The sequence below is a fragment of the Limnohabitans sp. YIMB22184 genome, assembly GCF_048020265.1.
Lineage (GTDB): Bacteria > Pseudomonadota > Gammaproteobacteria > Burkholderiales > Burkholderiaceae_C > Limnohabitans_A.
The window spans coordinates 2,117,549-2,141,768 of the sequence record NZ_CP171843.1 but is presented as its reverse complement, the minus strand read 5'-3'; the positions used below and the strand labels follow the sequence as shown (position 1 = coordinate 2,141,768).

Below are 24,220 nucleotides of genomic sequence, written 5' to 3'. Positions count from 1 at the left end.
GTTGTGCGGGGGTGTCAATTTCCCTTGACATCATGCTAGCATCGCCCGGAGAGACAAAATGACATATTGATTTCATTTTGATGGGATCAAAAATTTTTCAGAAAGCCCGTCGTGACCGAGACCCACCAGCCCGCCATCGTCATCGCCACCCGAGAAAGCCGCCTGGCTCTGTGGCAGGCCGAACATGTCAAGTCCCTGCTCGAGGCCCGTGGTTGCGAGGTTCGGCTGCTGGGCATGACCACCCAGGGCGACCAGATTCTGGACCGCAGCCTGTCCAAAGTGGGCGGCAAAGGCCTGTTCGTCAAGGAGCTCGAAGTGGCCTTGCAAGAGGGCCATGCCGACATCGCGGTGCATTCGCTCAAGGATGTACCCATGGACATGCCCGAGGGCTTTGAGCTGGCCTGCGTGATGGAGCGCGAAGACCCGCGTGACGCCTGGGTCTCGCCGCAATACGCCCGTCTGGAAGACTTGCCGCAAGGCGCGGTGGTCGGCACATCGAGCCTGCGCCGCACCGTGTTGCTGCGCGCCTTGCGCCCCGATTTGAAGATCGAGCCTCTGCGCGGCAACCTGGACACGCGCCTGCGCAAACTCGACGAAGGCCAGTACGCTGGCATCGTGCTGGCGGCAGCGGGCCTCAAGCGTCTGGGCTTGTCCGAGCGGATTCGTCACATTTTTGAAACCGACCAAATGTTGCCGGCCGCAGGGCAGGGCGCTTTGGGCATCGAAATCCGCAGCGACCGGGCCGATTTGCGTGCCCTGTTGGCCCCCTTGGCCGATGCGCCATCGTGGCGCCGGGTGGCGGCCGAGCGGGCGGTGAGCCGTGCCATGGGCGGCAGCTGCTCCATGCCTTTGGCCGCACACGCCACCATCGAGGCGGGTGTGCTTAAGTTGCAAGCGGCCTGGGGCGACCCGGAAGGCGTGACCACCCTGGTCACGGCCGATGCGCAGGCCAGCACCGAAGGCTTGCAAGCCGCAGAAGCGCTGGGCCTGAGTGTGGCGCAGGCCTTGCGCGACGGCGGAGCGCATTGAGGTTTGGCGCTGACATGGCGCTGGCATCTGCCACTTCTGCTGCTGCATCCCCTTGGCGGGTGATCGTGACGCGTCCTGCGCGTGAGGCCCAGACTTGGGCCGACGCCTTGCAGGCGCGGGGTGTGCCTTGCGAGACGTTTCCTCTGATCGAGATCGCGGCCTTGCCCGAGCCTTCGGCACTAGAGTCGGCCTGGCAGGCGGTGCCTGGCCATTTGGCGGTGATGTTTGTCAGCGCCAATGCGGTGCGTTTTTTCATGGCGGCCCGGCCTGCGGGCCTGCCGATGCCCAGCTGCCGCGCCTGGTCGACCGGCCCAGGCACCCGGGCTGCATTGCTCGCGGCAGGCTGGCCTGAGGGGTTGATTGATTCACCCGAAGAGGACGCGCCTCAGTTCGATTCGGAAGCTTTGTGGGCTTTGGTGGCGCAGTGGGTGCAGGCGGCAGTGGCGGCTTCCCCGTCCAAGCCCTCGGTGCTGATCGTGCGCGGCGCGGATGCCCAAGGACAGCTCGCGGGGCGCGATTGGCTGGCGCTGCAGCTCGAAAGCGCGGGCCTGCAGGTGTTGCAAGCCGTGGCCTATGTACGCCAGGCCCCTGCGTTGACACCTGCCCAGCAAATCCGTGCCCGCCAGGCTGTGCGCGACGGCAGCGCGTGGCTGTTCAGCAGTTCCGAGGCGGCGCAACACCTCGCGCAGGCCTGTCCTGACTTGCCTTTGGCGCAGGCGCGGGCCTTGGCCACGCACCCGCGCATTGCCCAGCGCTTGCGACAGGCGGGCTGGGGGCGGGTGGATCTGGTGCCTGCGGCTGTGGATGCGCAGGCCGAGTCTATAAAATCGCTGGCATGACTTCCACGCCTGATACCGACGCCATTTCTGCCCAACCCACGTCTGGGCCGCGCGCCTGGCTGCGTTGGCTGTCTGTGGCGCTGGCGGGTCTGGCTTTGCTGGTGTCTGTCTTGCTGTGGCAGAAGTTGGCACGCATTCAGGAACAACTGGCGCGCCAAAGTGCCGATGCGGGCCAGCAATCTCTGGAAGCCAAAGCCTGGGCCAAGCAGGCGCAAGAAACGGTGAAGGACAGTGCCGCCCGCTTGGCCTTGGTCGAGGCCCGTCTGGGCGAGGTGGCTTTGCAGCGGGGCCAGCTGGAAGAGTTGATGCAAAGCCTGTCCCGTTCGCGTGACGAAAACCTGGTGGTGGACATTGAGGCGGCGTTGCGCATGGCCCAGCAACAGGCCCAACTGACGGGCAGTGCCGAACCGTTGATCGCTGCCCTCAAATCGGCGCAGACGCGCGTGCAGCGGGCCGCTCAGCCGCGCCTGGCCCCGGTGCTGCGGGCGCTTGAAAAAGATCTGGAGCGTTTGAGCACGGTGCAGACCTTCGATTTGCCAGGATTGTTGATCAAGCTGGACGAAGGCGTGGCGTTGGTCGACGGTTTGACGCTGGCCAACCAGGAGTTGCCGGCAGCGGCCATGAACCGATCTTTGACCCCAGGGCAGAGCCCGGCCCCTTCTTGGTGGATGGCGGGCCTGAACCAGTTTGCGGACCAGCTCAAGGGCTTGGTGCGGGTCAGCCGCATCGAGTCACCCGAGGCCGCCTTGCTGACTCCCGAGCAGGGGTTTTTCCTGCGTGAAAACCTCAAGCTGAAACTGCTCAACGCCCGCTTGGGTTTGCTCGCACGGCAAAAAGACGCGGCACGCGCCGACCTGGCCTCTGCGGCGGTGATTGTGCGCCGCTATGCCGATGGGTCTTCTCGTAAGACCACCCAGATGCTGCAGTTGCTCGATCAATCCGCTGTGCAGCTGAAAGCCAGTGAAACGCCACGCCTGGAGGGCTCCTTGACGGCCCTGGCCACCGCGGCGGCTGGAAGGTAAGCCCACATGCGTGCAGCACTTTGGCTCATCAGCTTGTTCGCTTTGGCTGCGGCTGCGGCATGGCTGGCAGGCAACAACCAGGGCACTGTGACCTTGTTCTTGACGCCGTACCGGATTGATTTGTCGCTCAATCTGGTTTTGTTGGTTTTGGGCTTGGTCGTGCTGGTGGTGGTGCTGGCCCAACAGGCTTTGTCGGCCTTGTTGTCTTTGCCTCAGCAAGCCAGACGCTGGCGCATGCAGCAAAAAGAACGGGCTGCCCATGCCGCCCTGCTGGAGTCCATCAGCCAGTTCATGGCCGGGCGTTTTTTGCGGGCTCGCAAAGCCGCGCAATTGGCGCTGGAAAAAGAAGCGCTGCTGCGCGATTCGGGACTGGAGCTGGACCATGCGGTTTCTTTGCGCACTGTGGCGCACATCATGGTGGCCGAGTCGGCCCACGCCTTGCAGGATCGCGATCTGCGTCAAAACCATGTGCAATCGGCACTGGACACTGCGCAAGGCGGACCGTCTGCCGAGCGTCAGACTTTGACCGAAGGCACCCAACTTCGTGCCGCTCGCTGGCTACTTGATGACCGCGATGCTGCTGGCAGTTTGGAACTTTTACAGTCCTTGCCCCCTGCAACAGCCCGCCGTATGGTGGCCATGCGGCTGCAGCTCAAGGCTGCCCGCCTGGCCGGGCAACCTGCGCAGGCGCTGGACACGGCACTTTTGCTGGCCAAACACCGGGCCTTCACCCCAGCTACCGCCAACAGTCTGGTGCGCAGTTTGATTCTGGAGTGGCTGTCGCACACGCACGACGCCGATGGCGTACAGCGTTTGTGGACAGGTTTGAGCGCTGCCCAGCGTGAAATGCCAGACTTGGCCGCTGAGGCTGCTTTGCGGCTCCTGGCTGTGGGCGGTTCAATGGTGGCGGCGCGTCAGTGGTTACAACCAGTGTGGGGGCCCTTGCAGTCGCCTTCATCGGGCTGGGCACCCGATCAATTGGCGCGAATGGTGCAAGCCCTGGACGCGGCATTGGCCGATGCGCAAACCAGCGAAGCCCGTCAATGGCTGGCCCGCGTGGAGGCGGCTCAGCAGGCCTATCCCCAGGATGCGCGTTGGCAGTACCTGGCCGGCATGCTGTGCTTGCGTCACCAGCTGTGGGGCAAAGCCCAAGGCCTGTTGTCGCAAGCTGTCAAGGGTTTGCAGTCGCCTGTACTCAAGCGCAAAGCTTGGTGCGCGTTGGCCGAATTGGCCGAGCAGCGGCAAGAGCCTGCAGCGGCCATGGCCGCCTGGAAGCAAGCAGCCTTGGTGGTGCAGTCCTGAGCGACCGTTCCCGGGTGGCCAGACTCTAGCTCACTGGGCTTGAGTGCTTTTCCACAATTGATTTCTCGTTTCGTCATACCCCGTTTGACCAGGTCTTCATGGATGCCAAAGTCATGAACTGAAGGTTCATAGACGTCCTCTGTCGGTGCAGACCGCTTTTTGACCACTTCAGTGCCATGCCTGCGAAGCCGAACCCCGCTTTGCTTCTGACGAAAAAAAACCGGGCGACTCGCCCGGTTTTTGACCCGTGGATCGGCTGGCCGATCAGAAAGGCAGGTTCATGTCTTTCAGGTCTTTGCGTGTTTCCACCAACACCAGCGGGCCCTCGTCCAGCACCACAGCAGGCGGACGCTCGCGTGGTACGCGAACCGGTTGGGGTTCAGCGGCAATGGCGGCCTGGACAGCGGCCACTTTGGCGGCGTCAGAGTTCACCCAAATCAGGCCAGAGCTTTGCGCCACTTGTTGCAAGCTGTCGATTGCCAGGGTGTAGTTCGCCGCGGAAGGCAGACCCGTGCGTGCAGCCGCTTGGGGCGCTGCAGCGGGTGCTGCGGGTGGCGTGACAACCACAGGGTCGGCTGCGGGGGCAGGGGCCTCAACCGGAGCAGACACAGCCGAAGCTGTGACCACAGGGGCTGCAGGCGCTTCGGTGCTGGCGGCCGGGGCTTCGGCTGCGGCAGCAACGGGCGCTGCGGCGGCTTGCTGCGCACGTTCAAAGTACGAGCGTGGCGCTGGCCGGTCTTCAGCCGTGGCTTCTGAGCTGGGTGCGGCAGCCGAGTCGGCGTTCAGCTTGCTTTGAGCTTCTTCGCCCAGGTTGTCCTGGCGGGGTTCGCCAGCACGTTCACGGCGGTCACGACCGTAGCGGTCACGCGAGCGGCGTTCACGGCGTTCGCCGTTGTTCTCAGACGGTGCACCGCCTTCTTGCGTCGCGTTGGCTTCTTGCCCTTCAGGGGTGATCACGTCGGTCTCAGGGGCCTGGGCATCGCTGGCTGCAGCGTCTGCTGGGCGGCGTTCACCACCGCGTTCGCCGCGCTCACGACGGCCTTCACCGTTGCGCTCGCCACGTTCGCGGCGTCCCTCACCACGGCCTTCGCCTCGGGGGGCGCGCTCGCTGCGCACTTCGCTGCCATCGGCGTTCAGCTCAGGCTGTGCCTCGCTGCGGCCTTCGTTGCGGTTCTCGCCACGCCCGTCGCGGCGGCCTTCGCGTGGTGCGCGCTCGCCTACAGGACGTTCTGCGCGCTCACCCCGCTCAGCGCGTTCGCCGCGTGCGGGGCGGGCTTCGCCTTCACGCAATTCGTTGCGACCTTCGGCACGTGCCTCGCCGCGGCCTTCACCACGACGACCGCCTTCGCGGGGTGCGCGGACTTCGCCTGTGGCGTTTTCGCTGCGCTCGCCACGGCGGCCATCGCGTCCACCACGGCGGCCGTCACGGCCGCCTTCACGTCGTTCGCCATCGCGGCCACCTTCGCGGCCTTCAGTGCGGCGCTCGCCGTTGCGGCCTTCGCGTGCTTTTTCGTCTTTCTTGCCCACAGTTGCGAGGGCTGCTTCAGGGGCGCTGCCACCGAACAGGTTTTTCAACCAGCCAAAGAAACCGCCGGAGGCTGCTGGAGCGACCACGGGGACTGCTGCGGCTTTGCGTGCAGGTTTGGCCGCAGCCACCGGGGCTTCGGGCTTGACCGGGGCAATCGGCGCAGGTGCATCGGGCAACACGCCCTTGATGACAGGCGTTTGCTTGTTGGTGGGCTCTTGCGAACGGCGCGTGACGGTGGTCGCATCTTCGATCTCTTCGGCCATCTTGTAGCTGGCTTCGATGCGGTCCAGGCGAGGATCGTCGTGCTTGAGGCGCTCCAGCTTGTAGTGCGGGGTTTCCAGCGACTTGTTGGGCACCAGCAGCACGTTGATGCGTTGCTGCAGCTCGATCTTGGCGATTTCGGAACGTTTTTCGTTGAGCAGGAAAGACGCGACTTCGACGGGCACTTGGGCGTGCACGGCGGCGCTGTTGTCCTTCATGGACTCTTCCTGGATGATGCGCAGGATCTGCAGTGCCGAGCTTTCGGTATCGCGGATGTGGCCCGCGCCGCCGCAACGTGGGCAGGGGATGGACGCACCTTCGGACAGGGCGGGCTTCAAGCGCTGGCGGCTCATTTCCATGAGGCCGAACTTGCTGATGGTGCCGAACTGCACGCGGGCGCGGTCCTGGCGCAGGGCGTCGCGCAAGCGGTTTTCCACTTCGCGGCGGTTCTTGGCCTCTTCCATGTCGATGAAGTCGATCACGATCAGGCCACCCAGGTCGCGCAAACGCATTTGGCGGGCCACTTCGTCGGCGGCTTCCAGGTTGGTGCGGGTGGCGGTTTCTTCGATGTCGCCGCCCTTGATGGCGCGGGCGGAGTTGACGTCGACCGACACCAAAGCTTCGGTGTGGTCGATCACGATGGCGCCACCAGAAGGCAGTTGCACCGTGCGGGCATAGGCCGATTCGATCTGGTGCTCGATCTGGAAACGGCTGAACAGCGGCGCGTCGTCGCGGTAGCGTTTCACACGCGGCGCGAATTCGGGCATCACGTGGCTCATGAACTGCTGAGCCTGGTCGTAGATGTCGTCGGTGTCGATCAGGATATCGCCGATGTCGTTGTTGAAGTAGTCACGAATCGCGCGGATGACCAGTGAGGATTCCTGGTAAATCAGGAAGGCACCCTTGCCGCCTTTGGAGGCGCCATCGATGGCGCTCCAGAGCTTGAGCAAATAGTTCAGGTCCCACTGCAGCTCGGGCGCGGAGCGACCAATGCCTGCGGTGCGGGCAATGATGGACATGCCTTTGGGGTATTCCAGCTGGTCCATGGCTTCTTTGAGCTCGGCCCGGTCGTCGCCCTCGATGCGGCGGCTGACGCCACCACCACGGGGGTTGTTGGGCATGAGCACCACATAACGGCCAGCCAGGCTGACGAAGGTGGTGAGCGCCGCACCTTTGTTGCCGCGCTCTTCCTTTTCGACCTGCACCAAAAGGGATTGGCCCTCCTTGATGACGTCCTGGATGCGGGCTTGGCTGACGGACACGCCTTCGGCAAAGTATTGGCGCGAGATTTCCTTGAAGGGCAAAAAGCCGTGGCGGTCTTCGCCGTAGTCCACAAAGCAGGCTTCAAGCGAGGGCTCGACGCGGGTCACCACCGCTTGGTAGATATTGCCCTTGCGCTGTTCGCGGCCTTCGATTTCGATTTCGTAGTCGAGGAGTTTTTGTCCATCGACGATGGCCAGGCGGCGCTCTTCAGCTTGCGTGGCATTGATCAGCATCCGTTTCATGATGCGTTCCTTCTCTTGTCAGCGTTGGCTCCAGTGCAGAAAATTGCCTGCTGTCTGAAACCTGTTTACACAACTGGCTCTGGGTTCCTGAGAACCTCAAAGCCTCCGTTGCCGGAGCTGACGCCTGAAACGAAGGGAATTGCCGAGGGTGACCGCCATTCAGCTGTGCGTGAGCACAGGAATGGGGATCGTGGCGCGTGGATGGGGCGAGGAAAAAGGCGTGCAAGGATTCGTCCACTGCCGGGGGCTTCCCCCGGTGTCCAAGACAAATTGCCCGGTACCAGGCGTGGTTGCGCTGAATGGCTTCGTGAGCCATTCCAACCACATCAGCAAAGTTCCGAACAACACAACCATCTCGCTTTGATCCGTTCAACAGCCGTTGAGGGGCTGCTGAGCTTGGGGTATTCCGTATCTGGGTTTTCAGGGCGTCGGCCCAACCTCCGGGGCGATTGGCCACTGTTGGCGTTGGCCTTCAGTCTGCAAATCGTGCCGAGGGTGGCATCGACCATCTGGTTTGGCGCGGTGGTGGTGGACTAAACTCCAGCTCTGCAGGAATTCATTTCCATTTGAATCAACCACTTACAGCCAATTGCCAGTGAATCACATTATAGGGTCCAAGACTGCCGCTGCGACGCCTGCCGTCAAATGGTTGTTGGTTGACGAAGAGTCGGCCGGTCAGCGATTGGACAACTTTTTGATGCGTCATTTGAAGGGTGTGCCCAAAACCCACGTCTACCGCATCATCCGCAGCGGCGAAGTGCGCATCAACAAAGGCCGTGCTTCGGCCGAGACCCGGGTCGAAAACGGCGACGAGGTGCGTTTGCCGCCTGTGCGTATTTCTGAAAAAGTCGCCGAAAAAACCGAGCGCCCAGCACCTGGGCGTGAATTTCCGGTGCTTTTGGAAGACGACAGTCTGATGGCGATCGACAAACCAGCTGGGGTAGCGGTGCATGGCGGCTCGGGGGTGAGTTTTGGCGTGATTGAGCAGCTGCGCCAAGCCCGCCCAGAGGCCAAGTTGCTGGAATTGGTGCATCGGCTGGACCGCGACACCAGCGGGATTTTGCTGGTGGCCAAAAAGCGCAGCGCCCTGAAGCACCTGCAAGACCAGTTCCGTGAGCGTGAAACGGGCAAGACCTATTTGGCGCTGGTCAAAGGGGACTGGCCCGCCAAACTCAAGGTGATCGACCAGCCGCTGCACAAGTTTTTGCTGCCCGACGGTGAGCGCAGGGTCAGGGTCACCACCCCTGAAGACCCGGACGGCATGCGTTCGATTACCTTGGTCAAGATCGCGCAGCGCTTGCCTGGCGCCACTTTGCTGGAGGTCACCATCAAGACCGGGCGCACCCATCAGATCCGCGTGCACCTGGCCTCGCAAGGGCATCCGATCGCGGGCGATGACAAGTACGGCGATTTCGAGTGGAATCGCCAACTCCAGAAACCGTCCGCCAGCCCGGGCCTCAAACGCATGTTTTTGCATGCCTGGCGCCTGCAGTTCAACCACCCGGCGACCGCCGAGCGTGTCGCCCTGCAGGCCGATTTACCCCCCGAATTGAAAGCGTATGTCGACCATGCCCAACGCCCGACCCCGCCAGTTTGACCTGATCGCTTTCGATTGGGATGGCACTTTGTTTGACTCCACCGCCATCATCACCCGCTGCATCCAGCGGGCGGTGGTGGATGTGGGAGGGCAGGAGCCCACGCGCGAGGCGGCATCGTATGTGATCGGCATGTCGCTGTTGCCCGCGCTGGCCCACGCCGCGCCCGATGTGCCGAAAGACAAATACCCGGCCCTGGGCGAGCGCTACCGCCACCATTACCTGCAGCACCAGAACGACATCAGCTTGTTTGAGGGCGTGCTGGATTTGCTCGACGCCCTCAAAGCCCGGCACCACTGGCTGACGGTTGCCACCGGCAAAAGCCGTTCTGGCCTGAACGAGGCTTTGCAGGCGGTGGAGCTGCGCGGTGTGTTCGATGGTTCGCGCACGGCCGATGAGACCGCAGGCAAGCCCAACCCCTTGATGCTGCACGAGTTGATGCGCGAATTTGGCGCAGAGCCCGAGCGCACCTTGATGATTGGCGATACCACGCATGACCTGCAGATGGCCCTGAATGCAGGTTGCGCCAGCGTGGGCGTGAGTTACGGGGCCCACGAGCCTGAGGCTTTTCATGTGCTGAAGCCGCGCCATGTGGCGCACAGCGTGCGTGAATTGCACGACTGGTTGCTGCAGCACGCTTGAAACGAGGTGCCCCCATGGAGCAGATGATTCCTCTGTGCAACAGCGCCGATCTGGTCAACGGCGGACGGGCAGTGCCCTTTGACATCGTGTACGCCGGACAGACCTGCCGGGCTTTTGCCATTCGTTACCAGGGCCAAGTGCACGCCTACCTGAACCGCTGCACCCATGTGGCCATGGAAATGGACTACCAACCCGACCGTTTTTTTGACGACACAGGGCGGTGGCTCATGTGCGCCACGCACGGCGCCACTTACCAACCGGATACAGGCGCTTGTTCGGGCGGCCCTTGCCGTGGCGGCTTGGTCAAAATAGACCTTTCAGAGGGCGACGGCGTGGTTCACTGGCATACTGCCTACAACTTGAAACCCCTTGAATTTTGACCATGCAAGACCCTCAGGACCCCGTGTCCGCTCCGACCTCCAATGAACCATCCAAGGCCACCACGGTCATGGAAGATGGTTGGGCGCGCCAGACCCTGGAGCAGTTAGCTTTTGCCAATTTGAAAGAGCAGAAAACAGCCCGCCGCTGGAAGGTGGGTCTGCGCGTGGCTTGGTTGGCGTTTTTGGCGGTGGTGTTTTGGCAACTGTTCAGTTACAGCTCGCCCACGAGCAACCCGAGCATGCCGCACACGGCCATGGTGTCCATCGTGGGCGAGATCGGCTCAGAGACCGAAGCCAGCGCGGAAAACGTCATGTCGTCCATGCGCCTGGCTTTGGAAGACTCGGGCTCCCAGGCGCTGGTGTTGTTGATCAATTCCCCCGGCGGAAGCCCCGTGCAGGCCGGTCTGATCAATGATGAGATTGTTCGTTTGCGGGCTTTGCATAACAAGCCCATCTACGCTGTGGTGGAAGAGTCCTGCGCTTCAGCTGCTTACTACATTGCGGCTGCGGCAGACAAGATTTATGTCGACAAGGCCAGCATCGTGGGCAGCATTGGCGTGCTGATGGACGGCTTTGGGTTCACCGAACTGATGAATAAGTTGGGTGTGGAGCGTCGTTTGATGACGGCCGGGGCCAACAAGGGTTTTCTGGACCCGTTCAGTCCACAAACCGAGCCCCAGCGCAAGCACGCTCAGGCCATGCTGGACCAAATCCACACCCAGTTCATCGAGGTGGTGAAAAAAGGGCGTGGCGATCGCCTGAAGGAAACCCCCGAGATGTTCAGCGGTCTGTTCTGGAGTGGGCAGCAGGCGGTGGATCTGGGTTTGGCCGACAGCCTGGGCAGTCTGGACGGCGTTGCCCGTGAAGTGGTCAAGGCCCCGGATGTGATCGATTACACGCAGCGTGAAAATGTGGCTGAGCGTCTGGTCAAGCGCTTTGGCGCTGCCGTGGGCGAGGGCTCGGTGCGTGCATTTCGCAGCAGCACTGGCCTGCGCTGAGTCGCAAGGCCTCACACCCCATCAAGGCCCGATGGCATAAACCGCGGGCGTGTGCCCATCCGGGCCTTGTCTGCCCTTTTTCCATTGCGCCACGGTGTGGCTTTGGATACTGGCCGACGGCAACGTCAAGCCGCTGGCGATGGCCAGGCGCGTGTTGGCGTTCAGGCTCTGCAGCAAGCCGCTGAGCATGGCCGCATTGCGGTAGGGGGTTTCGATCCACAACTGGGTCTGGCCGGTTTTGAGGGCCAGTGACTCCAGCTGTTTCAGGCGGGCTGTTCGCTCCCCTGCGTCTTGCGGCAGGTAGCCCACAAAGGCAAAGTTCTGGCCATTGAGGCCACTGGCGGCCAAGGCCAGCAGCAAGGACACCGGGCCGACCAGCGGCACCACGGCAATGCCCAGATCGTGCGCTGCCCGCACGACCGAACTGCCGGGGTCGGCCACTGCGGGCATGCCCGCTTCGCTGATCAGGCCCACATCGTGTCCTTGCAAAGCGGCTGCCAGCAGCGGTTTGCCATCAAAATCCGATTGGTGGTCGCCTTTCTTGTGCACGTGGCGGGGCAATTCGGTGATGCTTTGCTCGGCCAGGGGGGCGATCAAGGGGTGGGTTTCGCCCACGCGTTTCAAAAAAGCGCGTGTGCTTTTCGCGTTTTCGCAGACCCAGTGCTGGATGCCGGCAGCCGTGGCCAAGGTCTTGGCGGGCAAGACATCGGCGATGGGGGCTTGTTCGGTACAGCCAAAGTCCAGTGGCGTGGGGACCAAAAAAAGGCGGCCTTTGAGTGACTTGGGGGCGCTCACAACAGTTTCACTCCAGCCTGACGCAACAGGCGTGCGGTGCGGATGAGGGGCAGGCCGACCAAGGCAGTGGGGTCATCGTTGTCAATCGACTCGAGCAAGGCAATGCCCAAGCCTTCGCTTTTGGCGCTGCCTGCACAGTCGTAAGGCTTTTCTGCCTGCAAGTACGCCTCGATTTCAGCATCGCTCAGGTCACGAAAGACCACCCGGACTTCGGCCAGATCGACCGCTTCAAAGCCTGTGGCCCGGCACACCACCGCCAGCGCGGTCTGAAAAATCACCGTTTGGCCGCGCATCTGGCGCAGTTGCTGCACCGCGCGCGCGTGCTCGCCCGGCTTGCCCAAGGGCTGACCCGCCAAATCGGCCACTTGGTCCGAGCCAATCACCACCGCTTCGGGGTGCAAGGCGGCCACGGCCTGTGCTTTGGCCAAAGCCAGGCGCAAGGCCAGATTCCTGGGGCTTTCACCCGTTATGGGGGTTTCGTCCACTTCGGGCGCGGTCACGCTGAAAGGGATGCGCAAGCGCTCCAGCAATTCGCGCCGATAGCGCGAGGTCGAGCCCAGCACCACAGGGCGGCTGAGGGCAGGTGTGGCAGCAGATGTCGGTGTCAAGGCGCAAATCCCCATTGAAATTCGGATGGGTGATTCTCTTACACTGCAGCCATGGAAAAAAAATTGGACCCCCAACACTTGGACTTGCTGTCTTTTGCCCGTGACGCCATGCACCTGGAGGGAGAAGGGGCCTTGGCCGATTGGCCACGTTTGGCCGAGGAGCAATGGGGCCAAGCGCAACTGGCCGCTGGCCGGGTGGTTTGGCGCTTGCAAGGCCACACTGTCCCTCAATCGGGCGGGGCAGACCAGATTTGGCTGGATTTGCATGCGACCGTGGATTTGCCCATGCAGTGCCAGCGGTGCCTGACCCCGGTGCTGGAAACGGTGGAGGCCGAGCGCTCATTTCGCTTTGTGGCCGACGAAGCCACCGCCGCGGCATTGGACGATGAGGCCGAAGAGGATATTTTGGTCATCAGCCGCGACTTCGATGCCCTGGCTTTGGTCGAGGATGAACTGATTTTGTCTTTGCCACTGGTGCCTTTGCACGAAGTTTGCCCGCAGGCCGTGCCCATGTCGGCGGTGGATCCGGAGTTCGAAGTGGCCGCCGAGCGCCCGAACCCGTTTGGTGTTCTGGCAGGCTTGAAAACCGGCAAGCCTCAATGAGCCTGTAATAGCCCCTTTCATGTGGGGCTTGTCTTAGGCTATAATCAATGGCTTCGCTCAGCAATGCTGGGTGACATTCTCATCAACCAGACGCTGCGTCTTCATTTGCGCGGCCTCCCAGCTTCCAAGGAGCCATCATGGCTGTTCAGCAAAATAAAAAGTCGCCTTCCAAGCGCGGTATGCACCGTTCGCACAACGCCCTGAACGTGCCCGGCATCGCAGTCGAGCCCACCACAGGCGAAACCCACCTGCGTCACCACATCAGCCCCAACGGTTTTTACCGTGGCCGCCAGGTGTTGAAAAACAAATCTGAAGCCTGATCGGCGTCAGCCCCAAGCCTCAAGAGGCCCGGCGCTACTTTGCAAGTAGCCTCGGGCTTTTGTTTTTATGGCTTGGGATTTTTAAAACGGTTTTGAGCTCTAGGATTCCATGACCTCGCCCCTACCGATCACCCTGGCTGTCGATTGCATGGGTGGCGACCACGGCCCTCGCGTCACGCTGGCGGCTTGCCGCCATTTTCTGGTCACCCACCCTGATGCACGTTTGTTGCTGGTGGGGCGTGCGGACGCTCTGGCTTCCTTTGCCGATCCCCGCGCCGAGGTGGTGGCGGCCACCGAAGTGGTCGAAATGGACGATCCACTGGAGGTGGCTTTGCGCAAGAAGAAAGACTCTTCCATGCGCGTAGCCATCGAGCAGGTGCGTGACGGCAAGGCCGCCGCCGCGGTGTCAGCGGGCAACACCGGGGCCTTGATGGCCATTGCCCGTTATGTGCTCAAAACCATGGACGGCATTGACCGGCCGGCCATCGCGGGCCAGATGCCCAACTTCAAGGGTGGTGGTACCACCATGCTCGATCTGGGGGCCAATGTCGACTGTACCCCTGAGCATTTGTTGCAGTTTGCCGTCATGGGTTCGGCACTGGTGTCGGTCCTGCAAGACAAGGATCAACCTTCGGTAGGCTTGCTCAACATCGGTGAAGAAGCCATTAAAGGCAATGAAATCATCAAAAAAACAGGTGAATTGTTGCGATCTGCGGCCAACTCCGGAGATTTGAATTTTCATGGCAACGTGGAAGGTAACGATATTTTCAAGGGCACGGTGGACATCGTGGTCTGTGACGGCTTTGTCGGCAATGTGGCCTTGAAGGCCAGCGAAGGCTTGGCGACCATGGTCGGCGGCTTTTTGAAGGCTGAGTTTTCTCGCAATATTTTTACCAAAACTGCTGCTTTGTTGGCCTATCCGGTCTTAACAGCTTTTAAAAATCGTGTGGATCATCGCCGCTACAACGGCGCTGCCTTGTTGGGTTTGCGCGGACTGGTATTCAAAAGCCACGGCTCGGCCGACGAGTTGGCTTTTGAGAACGCTTTGATCCGAGCTTATGATGCAGCCCGAAACCAATTGCTGGACCGTGTTCGGGATCGCATCGCCCATGCCGCCCCTTTACTGATGGGCGCGCAGGCCGAGCGATCTGAATCCGCGGTCACATCTGTATGAGAATTTATTCAAGTATTTTGGGTACCGGCAGTTATCTGCCCGCTAGACGCCTGAGCAACGCCGATTTGGCTGCCGAGTTGGCGCAACAGGGGGTTGAAACCTCCGACGACTGGATTGTGGAGCGGACCGGCATCCGCGCCCGGCACTTTGCGGCCGACGATCAAGGCTGCAGCGATCTGGGCGTCCAGGCCGCCCGGCAGGCGCTCGCCGCGTCAGGTCTGGCTGCGAAAGACATTGATTTGATCATCGTGGCCACCTCAACTCCCGACATGGTGTTCCCGTCTGTCGCCACCATGGTGCAGCACAAACTGGGCGCAGCAGGCTGCCCGGCATTCGACGTCCAGGCCGTTTGCAGTGGTTTCATTTATGCGTTGACCATCGCCGACTCGATGATCCAATCGGGCTCTGCCAAGCGCGCCCTGGTGATCGGCTCTGAAATTTTCAGCCGCATCCTTGACTTCAAGGACCGCACGACCTGCGTGTTGTTTGGTGACGGCGCAGGGGCGGTGATCCTCGAGGCCTCGGACCAGCCCGGCATTTTGGCCACCGATTTGCACGCCGATGGCAAATACAAAGACATTTTGTGTGTGCCTGGTCACGTCAACCGTGGCGCCATTCTGGGTGACCCGGTGCTCAAGATGGACGGGCAGGCCGTTTTCAAATTGGCAGTCGGTGTGCTCGAAGATACCGCCCGCGCCAGCTTGGCCAAGGCCAACCTGACCGATGCCGACATCGACTGGTTGATCCCGCACCAGGCCAACATCCGCATCATGCAAAGCACCGCCAAAAAGCTCAAGCTGGGCGCTGACAAGGTGGTGGTGACCGTCGACCAGCACGGCAACACTTCGGCTGCCTCGATCCCGCTGGCGCTGGATACCGCCGTGCGTGACGGGCGCATCCAGCGTGGCCAGACCCTCATGCTAGAAGGTGTGGGCGGTGGATTCACCTGGGGTTCGGTACTCTTGCGTTATTGACGGGTTGTTGATTTGACAGGCCCGGGTCAGTGATGCGCGGCATGCACCTCACTTTCCTGGATTCTTTACAGATACAGAATTTGCACATGACCACATTTGCTTTTGTTTTTCCCGGCCAGGGCTCCCAATCGGTGGGCATGCTGGATGCCTGGAGCGACCACCCGGTGGTGCTTGAAACGCTGAAAGAAGCCTCGGATGCACTGGGCGAAGACGTGGCCCAACTGATCCACGAAGGACCCAAGGAAGCGCTGGCCATGACCACCAACACCCAGCCCGTGATGCTGGTGTCGGCCGTGGCTGCTTATCGCGCCTGGCTCGCCGAAGGCGGTGCCAAGCCTTCGGTAGTGGCCGGTCATTCGCTGGGCGAATACAGCGCTTTGGTGGCTTCGGGTGTGTTGACATTGACGCAAGCCGCGCCGCTGGTGCGCCTGCGCGCCGCCGCCATGCAAGAAGCCGTGCCCGTGGGCGTGGGTGCCATGGCCGCCATTTTGGGCTTGGCCTCGGACACAGTCATCGAAGGCTGCAAAGCGGCGCAAGCCACATTCGCTGCTGACAGCGCCGAAGTGGTCGAAGCCGTCAACTTCAACGACGCGGCGCAAACCGTGATCGCGGGCAGCAAGGCGGCGGTCGACAAGGCTTGCGAAGTGCTCAAGGGCCTGGGTGCCAAGCGCGCGTTGCTCTTGCCCGTGTCGGCACCTTTCCATTCGAGCCTGATGAAGCCTGCCGCCGAAAAGCTGCGCGAAAAGCTCGCCACCTTGACCCTGGGCGCACCTCAGATCCCGGTGCTCAACAACATCGATGTGGCCATCGAAACCGACGCCGACCGCATCCGCGACGCGCTGTACCGCCAGGCCTTTGGCCCGGTGCGTTGGGTGGAATGCGTGCAGGCCATCAAGGCCCGTGGCGTGACCACCCTGGTCGAGTGCGGGCCCGGTAAGGTGCTGGCGGGCATGACCAAGCGGATTGATGCGGAATTGAACGGCGTGGCGCTGTACGACCCTGCCACCCTGGCTGAAGTGAAAGGACTCCTCGCATGAGCGAAGTACAAAAACAAGTGGCGTTGGTCACAGGCGCATCCCGAGGCATTGGCGCATCGATCGCCTTGCATCTGGCCAAAGCCGGTTATGTGGTCATTGGCACTGCCACCAGCGACGACGGTGCCGCCAAGATCAGCCAGGCCTTGTCGGCATTTCCCGGCAGCCGGGGTGCCAACCTGAACGTGAACGATGCCACAGCAGGCGAGGCCCTGATCGACGCCATCGTCAAGGAGCACGGTGGCCTGCAGGTGCTGGTCAACAACGCGGGCATCACCCGTGACACGCTGGCCATGCGCATGAAAGACGACGACTGGGACGCGGTGCTCGACACCAACCTCAAGGCGGTGTTTCGCATGAGCCGTGCCGTGATCCGCCCCATGATGAAACAGCGCTATGGCCGCATCATCAGCATCACCAGCGTGGTGGGTGCCTCCGGCAACCCTGGCCAGGCCAACTACGCCGCCGCCAAGGCGGGCGTGGCGGGCATGACGCGTGCGCTGGCTCGTGAGTTGGGCAGCCGCGGCATCACGGTCAACTGCGTGGCCCCCGGTTTCATCGAAACCGACATGACCGCCAGCTTGCCCGGAGAGCAACAAAAAGTCTTGTTGGGCCAGATTCCTCTGGGCCATCTGGGCAAACCCGATGACATCGCCCATGCGGTGGCCTATCTGGCCGGGCCGCATGCTGGGTATGTCACCGGACAGGAATTGCATGTCAATGGTGGCATGTTCATGGCCTGATTTCCGGAAACCCCTTCCGGACAGGTAAAATCTTCATTTTTCACAACCCTCAGAGGGACCCCATGAGCGATATCGAAGCACGTGTCAAAAAAATCATTGCCGAGCAACTCGGCGTTGAAGAGTCACAAGTCACCAACGAAAAAGCCTTCGTGGCCGATCTGGGTGCCGACTCCCTGGACACGGTGGAATTGGTGATGGCACTCGAAGACGAGTTCGGCATCGAGATTCCTGACGAAGACGCAGAAAAAATCACCACGGTGCAAGCTGCGATCGACTACGCCCAAAGCAAGAAGGCCTGATCGACGATGACCCGGCGCCGCGTTGTTGTCACGGGTTTGGGATGCGTCAGCCCCGTGGGCAACACGGTCGCCGACGCATGGTCCAACCTGCTAGCCGGCCAGTCCGGCATTGGTCCCATCACCCGTTTCGATGCTTCGGCGATGTCTTGCCGGATCGTGGGTGAAGTCAAAAATTTTGACCTCGAGTCCTACATCAGCGCCAAAGAAGCGCGGACCATGGACCGCTTCATCCACTACGGCATTGCCGCAGCTGCCCAAGCCATTCAGGATTCCGGGCTGGCCACAGGCGAAGCGCTGGGTGAAGAGGAAGCTTGCCGCATCGGTGTGGTGATTGGCTCGGGCATTGGTGGCTTGCCGCTGATCGAAGAAACCCACATCGAATACACCGCACGCGGTGCGCGTCGCATTTCCCCATTCTTCGTGCCAGCCTCGATCATCAACATGATCTCGGGCCATGTGTCCATGCGCAGCGGCTTCAAAGGCCCCAACCTGGCGGTCGTGACTGCGTGCACCACCGGTTTGCACAGCATTGGCGAAGCCGGTCGCTTGATTGAGTACGGCGATGCCGACGTGATGATCGCCGGTGGCTCCGAAGGCACCGTGTCGCCACTGGGTGTGGGTGGCTTTGCCGCCATGCGCGCTTTGTCGACCCGCAACGACGACCCGACAGCGGCATCGCGCCCCTGGGACAAGGACCGCGATGGTTTTGTGCTGGGCGAAGGTGCAGGCGTGATGGTGCTCGAAGAGTATGAACACGCCAAGGCGCGTGGTGCCAAAATTTATGCTGAGCTGGGTGGTTATGGCATGAGCGCGGACGCGGGTCACATGACCGCGCCCAGCATGGACGGCCCACGCCGCGCCATGCTGAATGCCATGCGCAATGCCGGTGTCAACGCCGACCAGATCAATTACCTGAACGCCCACGGCACCTCCACGCCGCTGGGTGACATCAACGAAACCAATGCCATCAAGGCGGCTTTGGGTGACCACGCTTACAAAACCGTGGTGAGCTCCACCAAGTCCATGACCGGTCACCTTTTGGGCGGTGCGGGCGGCATTGAGAGCGTGTTCACCGTGCTGGCGCTGCACCACCAAAAAGTGCCGCCCACGATCAACCTGGTCAACCCCGACCCCGAGTGTGATCTGGACTACTGTGCCAACACGGCCCGCGATATGAGAATCGATGTGGCCCTGAAGAACAACTTCGGTTTCGGCGGCACCAACGGCTCGCTGGTGTTCAAACGCATCTGATCCCAGTTATCACCATGCACAACGCCCCACCTGTGGCTTTCCCGGTGGGGCGTTTTGTTTGGGGCCGCTTTGCCGCAGTGGTGATCGCACTTTTGTCTGCCATGGGTTTGCTGGTTTGGCAGGTGCAGGCACAGACATCGAGCGCAGAGGTTCTCGCAGCATGGACATTTTGGTGGCTTTGTGTTGGTGGCGCTGCGGTTTGGGCGCCACGGCAAACGCTGACAGGTGGGCGTTTGTTATGGAACGGGCAGTCCTGGTTTTGGCAGCCCATGGAGGGCGAACACCAAGGCCTGGACGTGTCGGTGGGGTGGGATGCTGGGGATGCCCTGCTGCTTTTTGTCCGTTTTCAGGACGCTCAAGGCACAGGCCGTGGTGCATTGGCATGTGCATGGGTGAACGCAGCTGCGATGCCCTCAAAGTGGCACGGATTTAGATGCGCTGTATATTCGCGGCCCAAGACAGTACGCTCTAGCTCGGCGCCTTTGACTTAGCATGGTCGATACGGCTTGAATTGGCCGCTTTTGGACGCATCTTCCAGACTTTCCTGATTTGGGATCGAACACCACAAGGAGATTTTTGTGCTGAAGCAACATTGGATAAAAACGGCTGCGTCGGTAGCACTGGCCAGTGGTTTGGTGGCCGTTTTGGCTTGGGTGCCCGCAGGGACTGTGATGGCTCAGACCTCGAGCGTGGCTGTGCGCGGCTTGCCCGACTTTACCGATCTGGTGGAGCAAGTTGGGCCTTCCGTGGTCAACATTCGAACATTGGAAAAAGTGCGCCCCAGCGCACCGGCCGGCGCGACACCCGACGAAGAAATGCAGGAGTTGTTTAGGCGCTTTTTCGGCGTGCCCATGCCCAATGCGCCCAGACAGGCGCCTCGGCAACCAAGGCCTCAGGAAGAGGCTCAGCCTCGGGGTGTGGGTTCAGGCTTTATTCTCAGCCCGGACGGTTTCATCATGACCAACGCGCATGTGGTCGATGGTGCGGACGAGGTGATGGTGACCTTGACCGACAAGCGAGAATTTAAGGCCCGCATCGTGGGGGCTGACAAGCGAACCGATGTCGCGGTGGTCAAAATCCAGGCCACAGGCTTGCCTGCCGTGAGGGTGGGCGATGTCAGCCGCTTGCGCGTCGGGGAATGGGTCATGGCGATTGGCTCACCCTTTGGCCTGGAGAACACCGTCACGGCAGGTATTGTCAGTGCCAAGCAGCGCGATACGGGCGACTATTTGTCCTTCATTCAGACCGATGTGGCGATCAACCCGGGTAACTCCGGCGGGCCTCTCATCAACATGCGCGGCGAGGTGGTGGGCATCAACAGCCAGATTTATTCCCGTTCGGGCGGCTTCATGGGCATTTCGTTCGCGATCCCCATGGATGAGGCCATGCGGGTCAGTGAGCAACTGCGCACCAGTGGCCGTGTCAGCCGGGGGCGCATTGGGGTTCAGATTGCACCTGTTACTAAGGAGGTGGCTGAATCTATAGGTTTGGGTAAGGCACAAGGGGTGTTGGTCCGGGGCGTTGAAGAAGGATCGCCGGCAGAAAAAGCAGGGCTTGAGGCGGGCGACATCATCACCCGCTTTGACGGCAAACCCATCGACAAGCCGGCAGATTTGCCCCGCTCTGTGGGCAACACCAAGCCTGGCAGCAAAGTGGGCATCACGGTATTCCGCCGTGGAGGTTTCAGAGACTTGAGCATCACGGTGGCTGAGATCGAAGCAGAAAAGGTGGCTTCTGCGACGCCAGAAAAGAAAGCGCCTGCGGCCAGTGCACAGCCTTGGGGATTGACGGTCAGTGATTTGACCGAGGCGCAGAAGCGGGAGTTTCGTGTGCGCGGTGGCGTGCGGGTAGACGCAGTCGCTGATGCGGCAGCCAGGGCGGGTATTCGTGAGGGAGATTTGATTGTGGCGATAGCCAACACCGAAGTGACTTCACTCAAGGAGTTTGAGCTGATCATGTCGCGTGTGGACAAAAATCGCCCCACCAGCGTCTTGATTCGACGTGGTGATGGGGCGCAATATGTGTTGATTCGTCCGCTCCAATGAACCCGCGGTCTTGTCAAGAGCCCTCACTGTCCTATGGGACTTCGGGGCTTTTGTCGAGGTTCTGAAGAAATATTTTTAAAAAAATTCTGATTCGATGGAAAAGATTAAAAAGTTTGTAAAAACTAACTTTATTCATCTCTCATAACGAATTTGGCTAAAATCAATGGTCTTGACCCATGATTGATGGCATAAAGCGCAGGGCTGAGTTCACGATGCGAGATTCCATCCAGGAGTCCACCGGTGATCCACAGATGGCCCACAAGTTGTTCAGTAAGTCGCCCCTGATCTTGTGCATAACTTGTGGATAGATTTCGTGTTGCACGGCAACAACGACCTGTCAAACGTGTTTTTGGGGCTGTGCGCGTGGGCCAATTTGCCTACAATGAAGTCCCAACCATCGCAGTTGCCAATGATTGTTGGTTCAGGGCGCGTCAACACCAGACGCGCCCTTTTTTCTTTTACGGATCCTTGATCCACAAATACTTGCAGACGTTGTTTGATGAATCACATCAGAAATTTTTCGATCATTGCCCACATTGACCATGGCAAATCCACGCTGGCCGATCGCTTGATTCAACGCTGCGGCGGCCTGGAGGCGCGTGACATGGAAGCCCAAGTTCTGGATTCGATGGACATCGAGAAAGAGCGCGGCATCACCATCAAGGCGCAGACCGCCGCGCTGCAATACAAGGCCAATGACGGACAGATCTATAACCTCAATCTGATCGACACACCCGGTCATGTGGACTTCTCGTACGAAGTCTCGCGCTCGCTGTCGGCCTGCGAAGGCGCATTGCTGGTGGTCGATGCCAGCCAGGGCGTGGAAGCACAAACCGTGGCCAATTGCTACACCGCGCTCGACTTGGGTGTGGAAGTGGTGCCGGTGCTCAACAAGATGGATTTACCCAACGCTGATCCTGACAACGCCCGCAGCGAAGTGGAAGACGTGATTGGCATTGATGCGACGGATGCCATTCCGTGCTCGGCCAAAACTGGTATGGGCATCGAGGAAATCCTCGAAGCCGTCGTGGCCCGCATCCCGCCGCCCAAGGGCAACCCCGATGCGCCGCTGCGTGCCATGATCATCGACAGCTGGTTCGACAGCTATGTGGGTGTGGTCATGCTGGTGCGTGTGGTGGATGGCCAGCTGATCAAGGGCGAGCGCATTCGCATGATGGCCAGCAATGCTGTGTACGAAGCGGGCAGTCTGGGCGTGTTCACGCCGGCCAACGAGCCGCGTCAGTCACTCAAGGCGGGTGAGGTGGGCTACATCATCGCGGGCATCAAAGAGTTACAGGCAGCCAAAGTGGGCGACACCGTCACTCTGGAAAAGAAGTTGCCCAACAACTTGGGCCCTGCCGAAGAAGCTCTGCCAGGTTTCAAGGAAATTCAGCCCCAGGTGTTTGCCGGTTTGTACCCGACCGAAGCCAACCAGTACGACGCGCTGCGCGACGCGCTGGAAAAGCTCAAGCTCAACGACGCATCGTTGCATTACGAGCCAGAAGTCTCGCAAGCGCTGGGCTTTGGCTTCCGCTGCGGATTCCTGGGCTTGCTGCACATGGAAATCGTGCAGGAGCGCCTGGAGCGCGAGTTCGACCAGGACCTGATCACCACCGCGCCGAGTGTGGTCTACGAAGTGGTCAAGGGCGACGGCGAAGTCATCATGGTCGAGAACCCCTCCAAAATGCCTGACCAAGGCAAGCTGCAGGAAATCCGCGAGCCCATCGTCACGGTGCACCTGTACATGCCGCAAGACTATGTGGGCCCGGTGATGACGCTGGCCAACCAAAAGCGCGGTGTGCAGATCAACATGGCATACCACGGCCGCCAGGTCATGCTGACCTATGAGATGCCGCTGGGCGAGATCGTGCTGGACTTCTTTGACAAGCTCAAATCTGTCAGCCGGGGTTATGCCTCGATGGACTACGAGTTCAAGGAGTACCGGGCCTCCGACGTGGTCAAGGTGGACATCATGCTCAACGGCGAGAAGGTCGATGCGCTGTCCATCATCGTGCACCGCACCCAAGCCCAGTACCGGGGCCGCGCCGTCGCCGCCAAAATGCGCGAGATCATTTCCCGCCAGATGTTCGATGTGGCCATTCAGGCCGCGATTGGCGCCAACATCATTGCGCGAGAAACCATCAAGGCCTTGCGCAAGAACGTGCTGGCCAAGTGCTATGGTGGCGACATCACGCGCAAACGCAAACTGCTCGAAAAGCAAAAGGCGGGTAAAAAGCGCATGAAACAGATTGGTTCGGTCGAGGTGCCTCAAGAGGCGTTCTTGGCGATTTTGCAGGTGGAAGATTGATGCAGTTCCTGACTTCTTTGGTGTTGGCCGCTTTTGTAGGCTACGCCGGTGCCTGGTATTTGGGTTTCATCGAGGGTAACTTTGCGCTGCTTTTGCTGTTGGCCACAGTGATCACCGGTATTTACTGGCTGGCCGAGCGTTTTGTTTTCTTGCCACAACGCGTAAAAGCGGTGGCGCAGCTGGAGGCCGAAACCACGCAACGCCGTGCCGACCTCAGCAAAATGGGCATCGATAAAGTGGACACCGACATCGGTGAAGCCCGCGAAAAATTGCTCATGCAGCCTTGGTGGCTGGATTGGACGGCTGGCTTGTTCCCGGTCATTGTGGTGGTTTTCGTTCTGCGCTCTTTCTTGTTCGAACCCTTCAAGATCCCTTCCGGCTCCATGATCCCAACGCTGCACATTGGCGATTTGATTTTGGTGAACAAATTCCACTATGGCATTCGCTTGCCTGTGGCCAACACCAAGCTCACCGACGGCACGCCCGTACAACGCGGCGATGTGATGGTGTTCCGCTTCCCACCCAAGCCCAGTGTGGATTACATCAAACGGGTGGTGGGTGTGCCCGGTGACGAAGTGGCCTATCTGAACAAGAAACTCACCGTCAACGGTCAGCCTGTGCCCACCGAGGCCCTGCCCGACTTTTTTGACGAGTCGACCATGCGTTACTTCAAGCACCACCGCGAGACCTTGGGTGTCAAGCCTCACCAGACCATTCAGGACGATGAGCGCCCGGCTTTCATCCCCGGTGCCGATCAGTTCACTGGGCGTGAAAACTGTAACTACACCGTCGAGGGCGTGACCTGCAAGGTGCCTACTGGCCATTACTTCATGATGGGTGACAACCGCGACAACTCGCTCGATTCGCGCTATTGGGGTTTTGTGCCCGATGCCAACATCGTGGGCAAAGCCTTCTTCGTGTGGATGAACTTTGGCAACCTCCAGCGCATTGGCGCTTTTGACTGA

At 60.7% G+C, this 24,220-nt stretch carries 22 protein-coding genes; 19 read left to right on the top strand and 3 right to left on the bottom strand.

Annotation, left to right across the window (positions count from 1 at the left end; translation table 11 throughout):
- Nucleotides 1-111 precede the first annotated feature (111 nt).
- The 4 genes from hemC to ACHEXL_RS09795 are packed head-to-tail and all read left to right on the top strand — an operon-like array spanning nt 112 to nt 4,192.
- The gene (gene hemC / locus ACHEXL_RS09810) at nt 112-1,029 is read left to right on the top strand and encodes a hydroxymethylbilane synthase (protein WP_416559165.1); all 918 of its coding nucleotides are present in this window, start codon (nt 112-114) and stop codon (nt 1,027-1,029) included.
- Nucleotides 1,030-1,043: 14 nt separating this feature from the next.
- Nucleotides 1,044-1,868, top strand: coding sequence for a uroporphyrinogen-III synthase (locus ACHEXL_RS09805; RefSeq protein ID WP_416559163.1), 825 nt, complete (start codon nt 1,044-1,046; stop codon nt 1,866-1,868).
- Nucleotides 1,865-2,890, top strand: coding sequence for a uroporphyrinogen-III C-methyltransferase (locus tag ACHEXL_RS09800; RefSeq protein ID WP_416559161.1), 1,026 nt, complete (start codon nt 1,865-1,867; stop codon nt 2,888-2,890). Before ACHEXL_RS09805 ends, ACHEXL_RS09800 begins: the two co-directional genes overlap by 4 nt.
- 6 nt (nt 2,891-2,896) lie before the next feature.
- Nucleotides 2,897-4,192 (top strand): heme biosynthesis protein HemY, encoded by a 1,296-nt coding sequence (locus ACHEXL_RS09795; protein WP_416559160.1) that lies wholly within the window; start codon nt 2,897-2,899, stop codon nt 4,190-4,192.
- Between the two features lie 264 nt (nt 4,193-4,456).
- On the opposite strand, the gene ACHEXL_RS09790 is transcribed toward ACHEXL_RS09795, so the two are convergent.
- The gene (locus tag ACHEXL_RS09790; RefSeq protein WP_416559158.1) at nt 4,457-7,486 is read right to left on the bottom strand and encodes an Rne/Rng family ribonuclease; all 3,030 of its coding nucleotides are present in this window, start codon (nt 7,484-7,486) and stop codon (nt 4,457-4,459) included.
- 595 nt (nt 7,487-8,081) lie between these two features.
- Between ACHEXL_RS09790 and ACHEXL_RS09785 the strand changes: the two genes are divergently transcribed.
- The 4 genes from ACHEXL_RS09785 to ACHEXL_RS09770 are packed head-to-tail and all read left to right on the top strand — an operon-like array spanning nt 8,082 to nt 11,101.
- Nucleotides 8,082-9,083, top strand: coding sequence for an RluA family pseudouridine synthase (locus ACHEXL_RS09785; protein WP_416559156.1), 1,002 nt, complete (start codon nt 8,082-8,084; stop codon nt 9,081-9,083).
- The gene (locus tag ACHEXL_RS09780; protein ID WP_416559154.1) at nt 9,055-9,723 is read left to right on the top strand and encodes an HAD family hydrolase; all 669 of its coding nucleotides are present in this window, start codon (nt 9,055-9,057) and stop codon (nt 9,721-9,723) included. The genes ACHEXL_RS09785 and ACHEXL_RS09780 overlap by 29 nt, the downstream gene beginning before the upstream one ends.
- 14 nt (nt 9,724-9,737) lie before the next feature.
- Nucleotides 9,738-10,103 carry a Rieske (2Fe-2S) protein gene (locus ACHEXL_RS09775; protein WP_416559152.1) on the top strand — a complete coding sequence of 122 codons (366 nt, stop codon included), beginning with the start codon at nt 9,738-9,740 and terminating at the stop codon, nt 10,101-10,103.
- A 2-nt stretch (nt 10,104-10,105) separates the two neighbouring features.
- Complete coding sequence (locus tag ACHEXL_RS09770; protein ID WP_416559150.1) at nt 10,106-11,101, top strand: S49 family peptidase; 996 nt, start codon at nt 10,106-10,108, stop codon at nt 11,099-11,101.
- A gap of 21 nt (nt 11,102-11,122) precedes the next feature.
- Here ACHEXL_RS09770 and ACHEXL_RS09765 read toward each other — a convergent pair whose 3' ends face one another.
- Together ACHEXL_RS09765 and ACHEXL_RS09760 are read right to left on the bottom strand one after the other, a co-directional pair.
- Nucleotides 11,123-11,896 (bottom strand): SAM-dependent methyltransferase, encoded by a 774-nt coding sequence (locus ACHEXL_RS09765; RefSeq protein WP_416559148.1) that lies wholly within the window; start codon nt 11,894-11,896, stop codon nt 11,123-11,125.
- Complete coding sequence (locus tag ACHEXL_RS09760) at nt 11,893-12,519, bottom strand: Maf family nucleotide pyrophosphatase (protein WP_416559146.1); 627 nt, start codon at nt 12,517-12,519, stop codon at nt 11,893-11,895. The genes ACHEXL_RS09765 and ACHEXL_RS09760 overlap by 4 nt, the downstream gene beginning before the upstream one ends.
- A gap of 36 nt (nt 12,520-12,555) precedes the next feature.
- Here ACHEXL_RS09760 and ACHEXL_RS09755 point away from each other — a divergent pair, with 36 nt between their 5' ends.
- The 11 genes from ACHEXL_RS09755 to lepB all read left to right on the top strand — a co-directional run bounded on the left by ACHEXL_RS09755 (nt 12,556) and on the right by lepB (nt 24,220).
- Complete coding sequence (locus ACHEXL_RS09755) at nt 12,556-13,107, top strand: YceD family protein (RefSeq protein ID WP_291930041.1); 552 nt, start codon at nt 12,556-12,558, stop codon at nt 13,105-13,107.
- A 137-nt stretch (nt 13,108-13,244) separates the two neighbouring features.
- Nucleotides 13,245-13,427 (top strand): 50S ribosomal protein L32, encoded by a 183-nt coding sequence (rpmF, locus tag ACHEXL_RS09750; protein WP_005794249.1) that lies wholly within the window; start codon nt 13,245-13,247, stop codon nt 13,425-13,427.
- 109 nt (nt 13,428-13,536) lie between these two features.
- Nucleotides 13,537-14,601, top strand: a complete 1,065-nt coding sequence (gene plsX / locus ACHEXL_RS09745; RefSeq protein ID WP_416559144.1) for a phosphate acyltransferase PlsX — start codon at nt 13,537-13,539, stop codon at nt 14,599-14,601.
- Nucleotides 14,598-15,575 carry a beta-ketoacyl-ACP synthase III gene (locus ACHEXL_RS09740; protein ID WP_416559142.1) on the top strand — a complete coding sequence of 326 codons (978 nt, stop codon included), beginning with the start codon at nt 14,598-14,600 and terminating at the stop codon, nt 15,573-15,575. The genes plsX and ACHEXL_RS09740 overlap by 4 nt, the downstream gene beginning before the upstream one ends.
- Before the next feature lie 86 nt (nt 15,576-15,661).
- Nucleotides 15,662-16,612, top strand: a complete 951-nt coding sequence (fabD, locus tag ACHEXL_RS09735) for an ACP S-malonyltransferase (protein WP_416559140.1) — start codon at nt 15,662-15,664, stop codon at nt 16,610-16,612.
- Nucleotides 16,609-17,352 carry a 3-oxoacyl-ACP reductase FabG gene (gene fabG, locus ACHEXL_RS09730; RefSeq protein WP_416559138.1) on the top strand — a complete coding sequence of 248 codons (744 nt, stop codon included), beginning with the start codon at nt 16,609-16,611 and terminating at the stop codon, nt 17,350-17,352. The genes fabD and fabG overlap by 4 nt, the downstream gene beginning before the upstream one ends.
- Before the next feature lie 62 nt (nt 17,353-17,414).
- Nucleotides 17,415-17,651, top strand: coding sequence for an acyl carrier protein (gene acpP / locus ACHEXL_RS09725; protein ID WP_019427049.1), 237 nt, complete (start codon nt 17,415-17,417; stop codon nt 17,649-17,651).
- A 6-nt stretch (nt 17,652-17,657) separates the two neighbouring features.
- Complete coding sequence (gene fabF, locus ACHEXL_RS09720) at nt 17,658-18,902, top strand: beta-ketoacyl-ACP synthase II (protein WP_416559136.1); 1,245 nt, start codon at nt 17,658-17,660, stop codon at nt 18,900-18,902.
- A 578-nt stretch (nt 18,903-19,480) separates the two neighbouring features.
- Nucleotides 19,481-20,947, top strand: coding sequence for a DegQ family serine endoprotease (locus ACHEXL_RS09715; RefSeq protein ID WP_416559134.1), 1,467 nt, complete (start codon nt 19,481-19,483; stop codon nt 20,945-20,947).
- Nucleotides 20,948-21,446: 499 nt separating this feature from the next.
- Nucleotides 21,447-23,255 carry a translation elongation factor 4 gene (gene lepA / locus ACHEXL_RS09710; protein WP_416559132.1) on the top strand — a complete coding sequence of 603 codons (1,809 nt, stop codon included), beginning with the start codon at nt 21,447-21,449 and terminating at the stop codon, nt 23,253-23,255.
- Complete coding sequence (lepB, locus tag ACHEXL_RS09705; protein WP_416559130.1) at nt 23,255-24,220, top strand: signal peptidase I; 966 nt, start codon at nt 23,255-23,257, stop codon at nt 24,218-24,220. Before lepA ends, lepB begins: the two co-directional genes overlap by 1 nt.

Bases quoted from the DNA above. Each gene is read 5' to 3' on its own strand.
- ACHEXL_RS09805 (WP_416559163.1), top strand. From the start codon at position 1,044: ATGGCGCTGGCATCTGCCACTTCTGCTGCTGCATCCCCTTGGCGGGTG.
- ACHEXL_RS09800 (WP_416559161.1), top strand. From the start codon at position 1,865: ATGACTTCCACGCCTGATACCGACGCCATTTCTGCCCAACCCACGTCT.
- ACHEXL_RS09795 (WP_416559160.1), top strand. From the start codon at position 2,897: ATGCGTGCAGCACTTTGGCTCATCAGCTTGTTCGCTTTGGCTGCGGCT.
- ACHEXL_RS09790 (WP_416559158.1), bottom strand. From the start codon at position 7,486: ATGAAACGGATGCTGATCAATGCCACGCAAGCTGAAGAGCGCCGCCTG.
- ACHEXL_RS09780 (WP_416559154.1), top strand. From the start codon at position 9,055: ATGCCCAACGCCCGACCCCGCCAGTTTGACCTGATCGCTTTCGATTGG.
- ACHEXL_RS09775 (WP_416559152.1), top strand. From the start codon at position 9,738: ATGGAGCAGATGATTCCTCTGTGCAACAGCGCCGATCTGGTCAACGGC.
- ACHEXL_RS09770 (WP_416559150.1), top strand. From the start codon at position 10,106: ATGCAAGACCCTCAGGACCCCGTGTCCGCTCCGACCTCCAATGAACCA.
- ACHEXL_RS09760 (WP_416559146.1), bottom strand. From the start codon at position 12,519: ATGGGGATTTGCGCCTTGACACCGACATCTGCTGCCACACCTGCCCTC.
- ACHEXL_RS09755 (WP_291930041.1), top strand. From the start codon at position 12,556: ATGGAAAAAAAATTGGACCCCCAACACTTGGACTTGCTGTCTTTTGCC.
- rpmF (WP_005794249.1), top strand. From the start codon at position 13,245: ATGGCTGTTCAGCAAAATAAAAAGTCGCCTTCCAAGCGCGGTATGCAC.
- plsX (WP_416559144.1), top strand. From the start codon at position 13,537: ATGACCTCGCCCCTACCGATCACCCTGGCTGTCGATTGCATGGGTGGC.
- ACHEXL_RS09740 (WP_416559142.1), top strand. From the start codon at position 14,598: ATGAGAATTTATTCAAGTATTTTGGGTACCGGCAGTTATCTGCCCGCT.
- fabD (WP_416559140.1), top strand. From the start codon at position 15,662: ATGACCACATTTGCTTTTGTTTTTCCCGGCCAGGGCTCCCAATCGGTG.
- fabG (WP_416559138.1), top strand. From the start codon at position 16,609: ATGAGCGAAGTACAAAAACAAGTGGCGTTGGTCACAGGCGCATCCCGA.
- acpP (WP_019427049.1), top strand. From the start codon at position 17,415: ATGAGCGATATCGAAGCACGTGTCAAAAAAATCATTGCCGAGCAACTC.
- fabF (WP_416559136.1), top strand. From the start codon at position 17,658: ATGACCCGGCGCCGCGTTGTTGTCACGGGTTTGGGATGCGTCAGCCCC.
- lepA (WP_416559132.1), top strand. From the start codon at position 21,447: ATGAATCACATCAGAAATTTTTCGATCATTGCCCACATTGACCATGGC.
- lepB (WP_416559130.1), top strand. From the start codon at position 23,255: ATGCAGTTCCTGACTTCTTTGGTGTTGGCCGCTTTTGTAGGCTACGCC.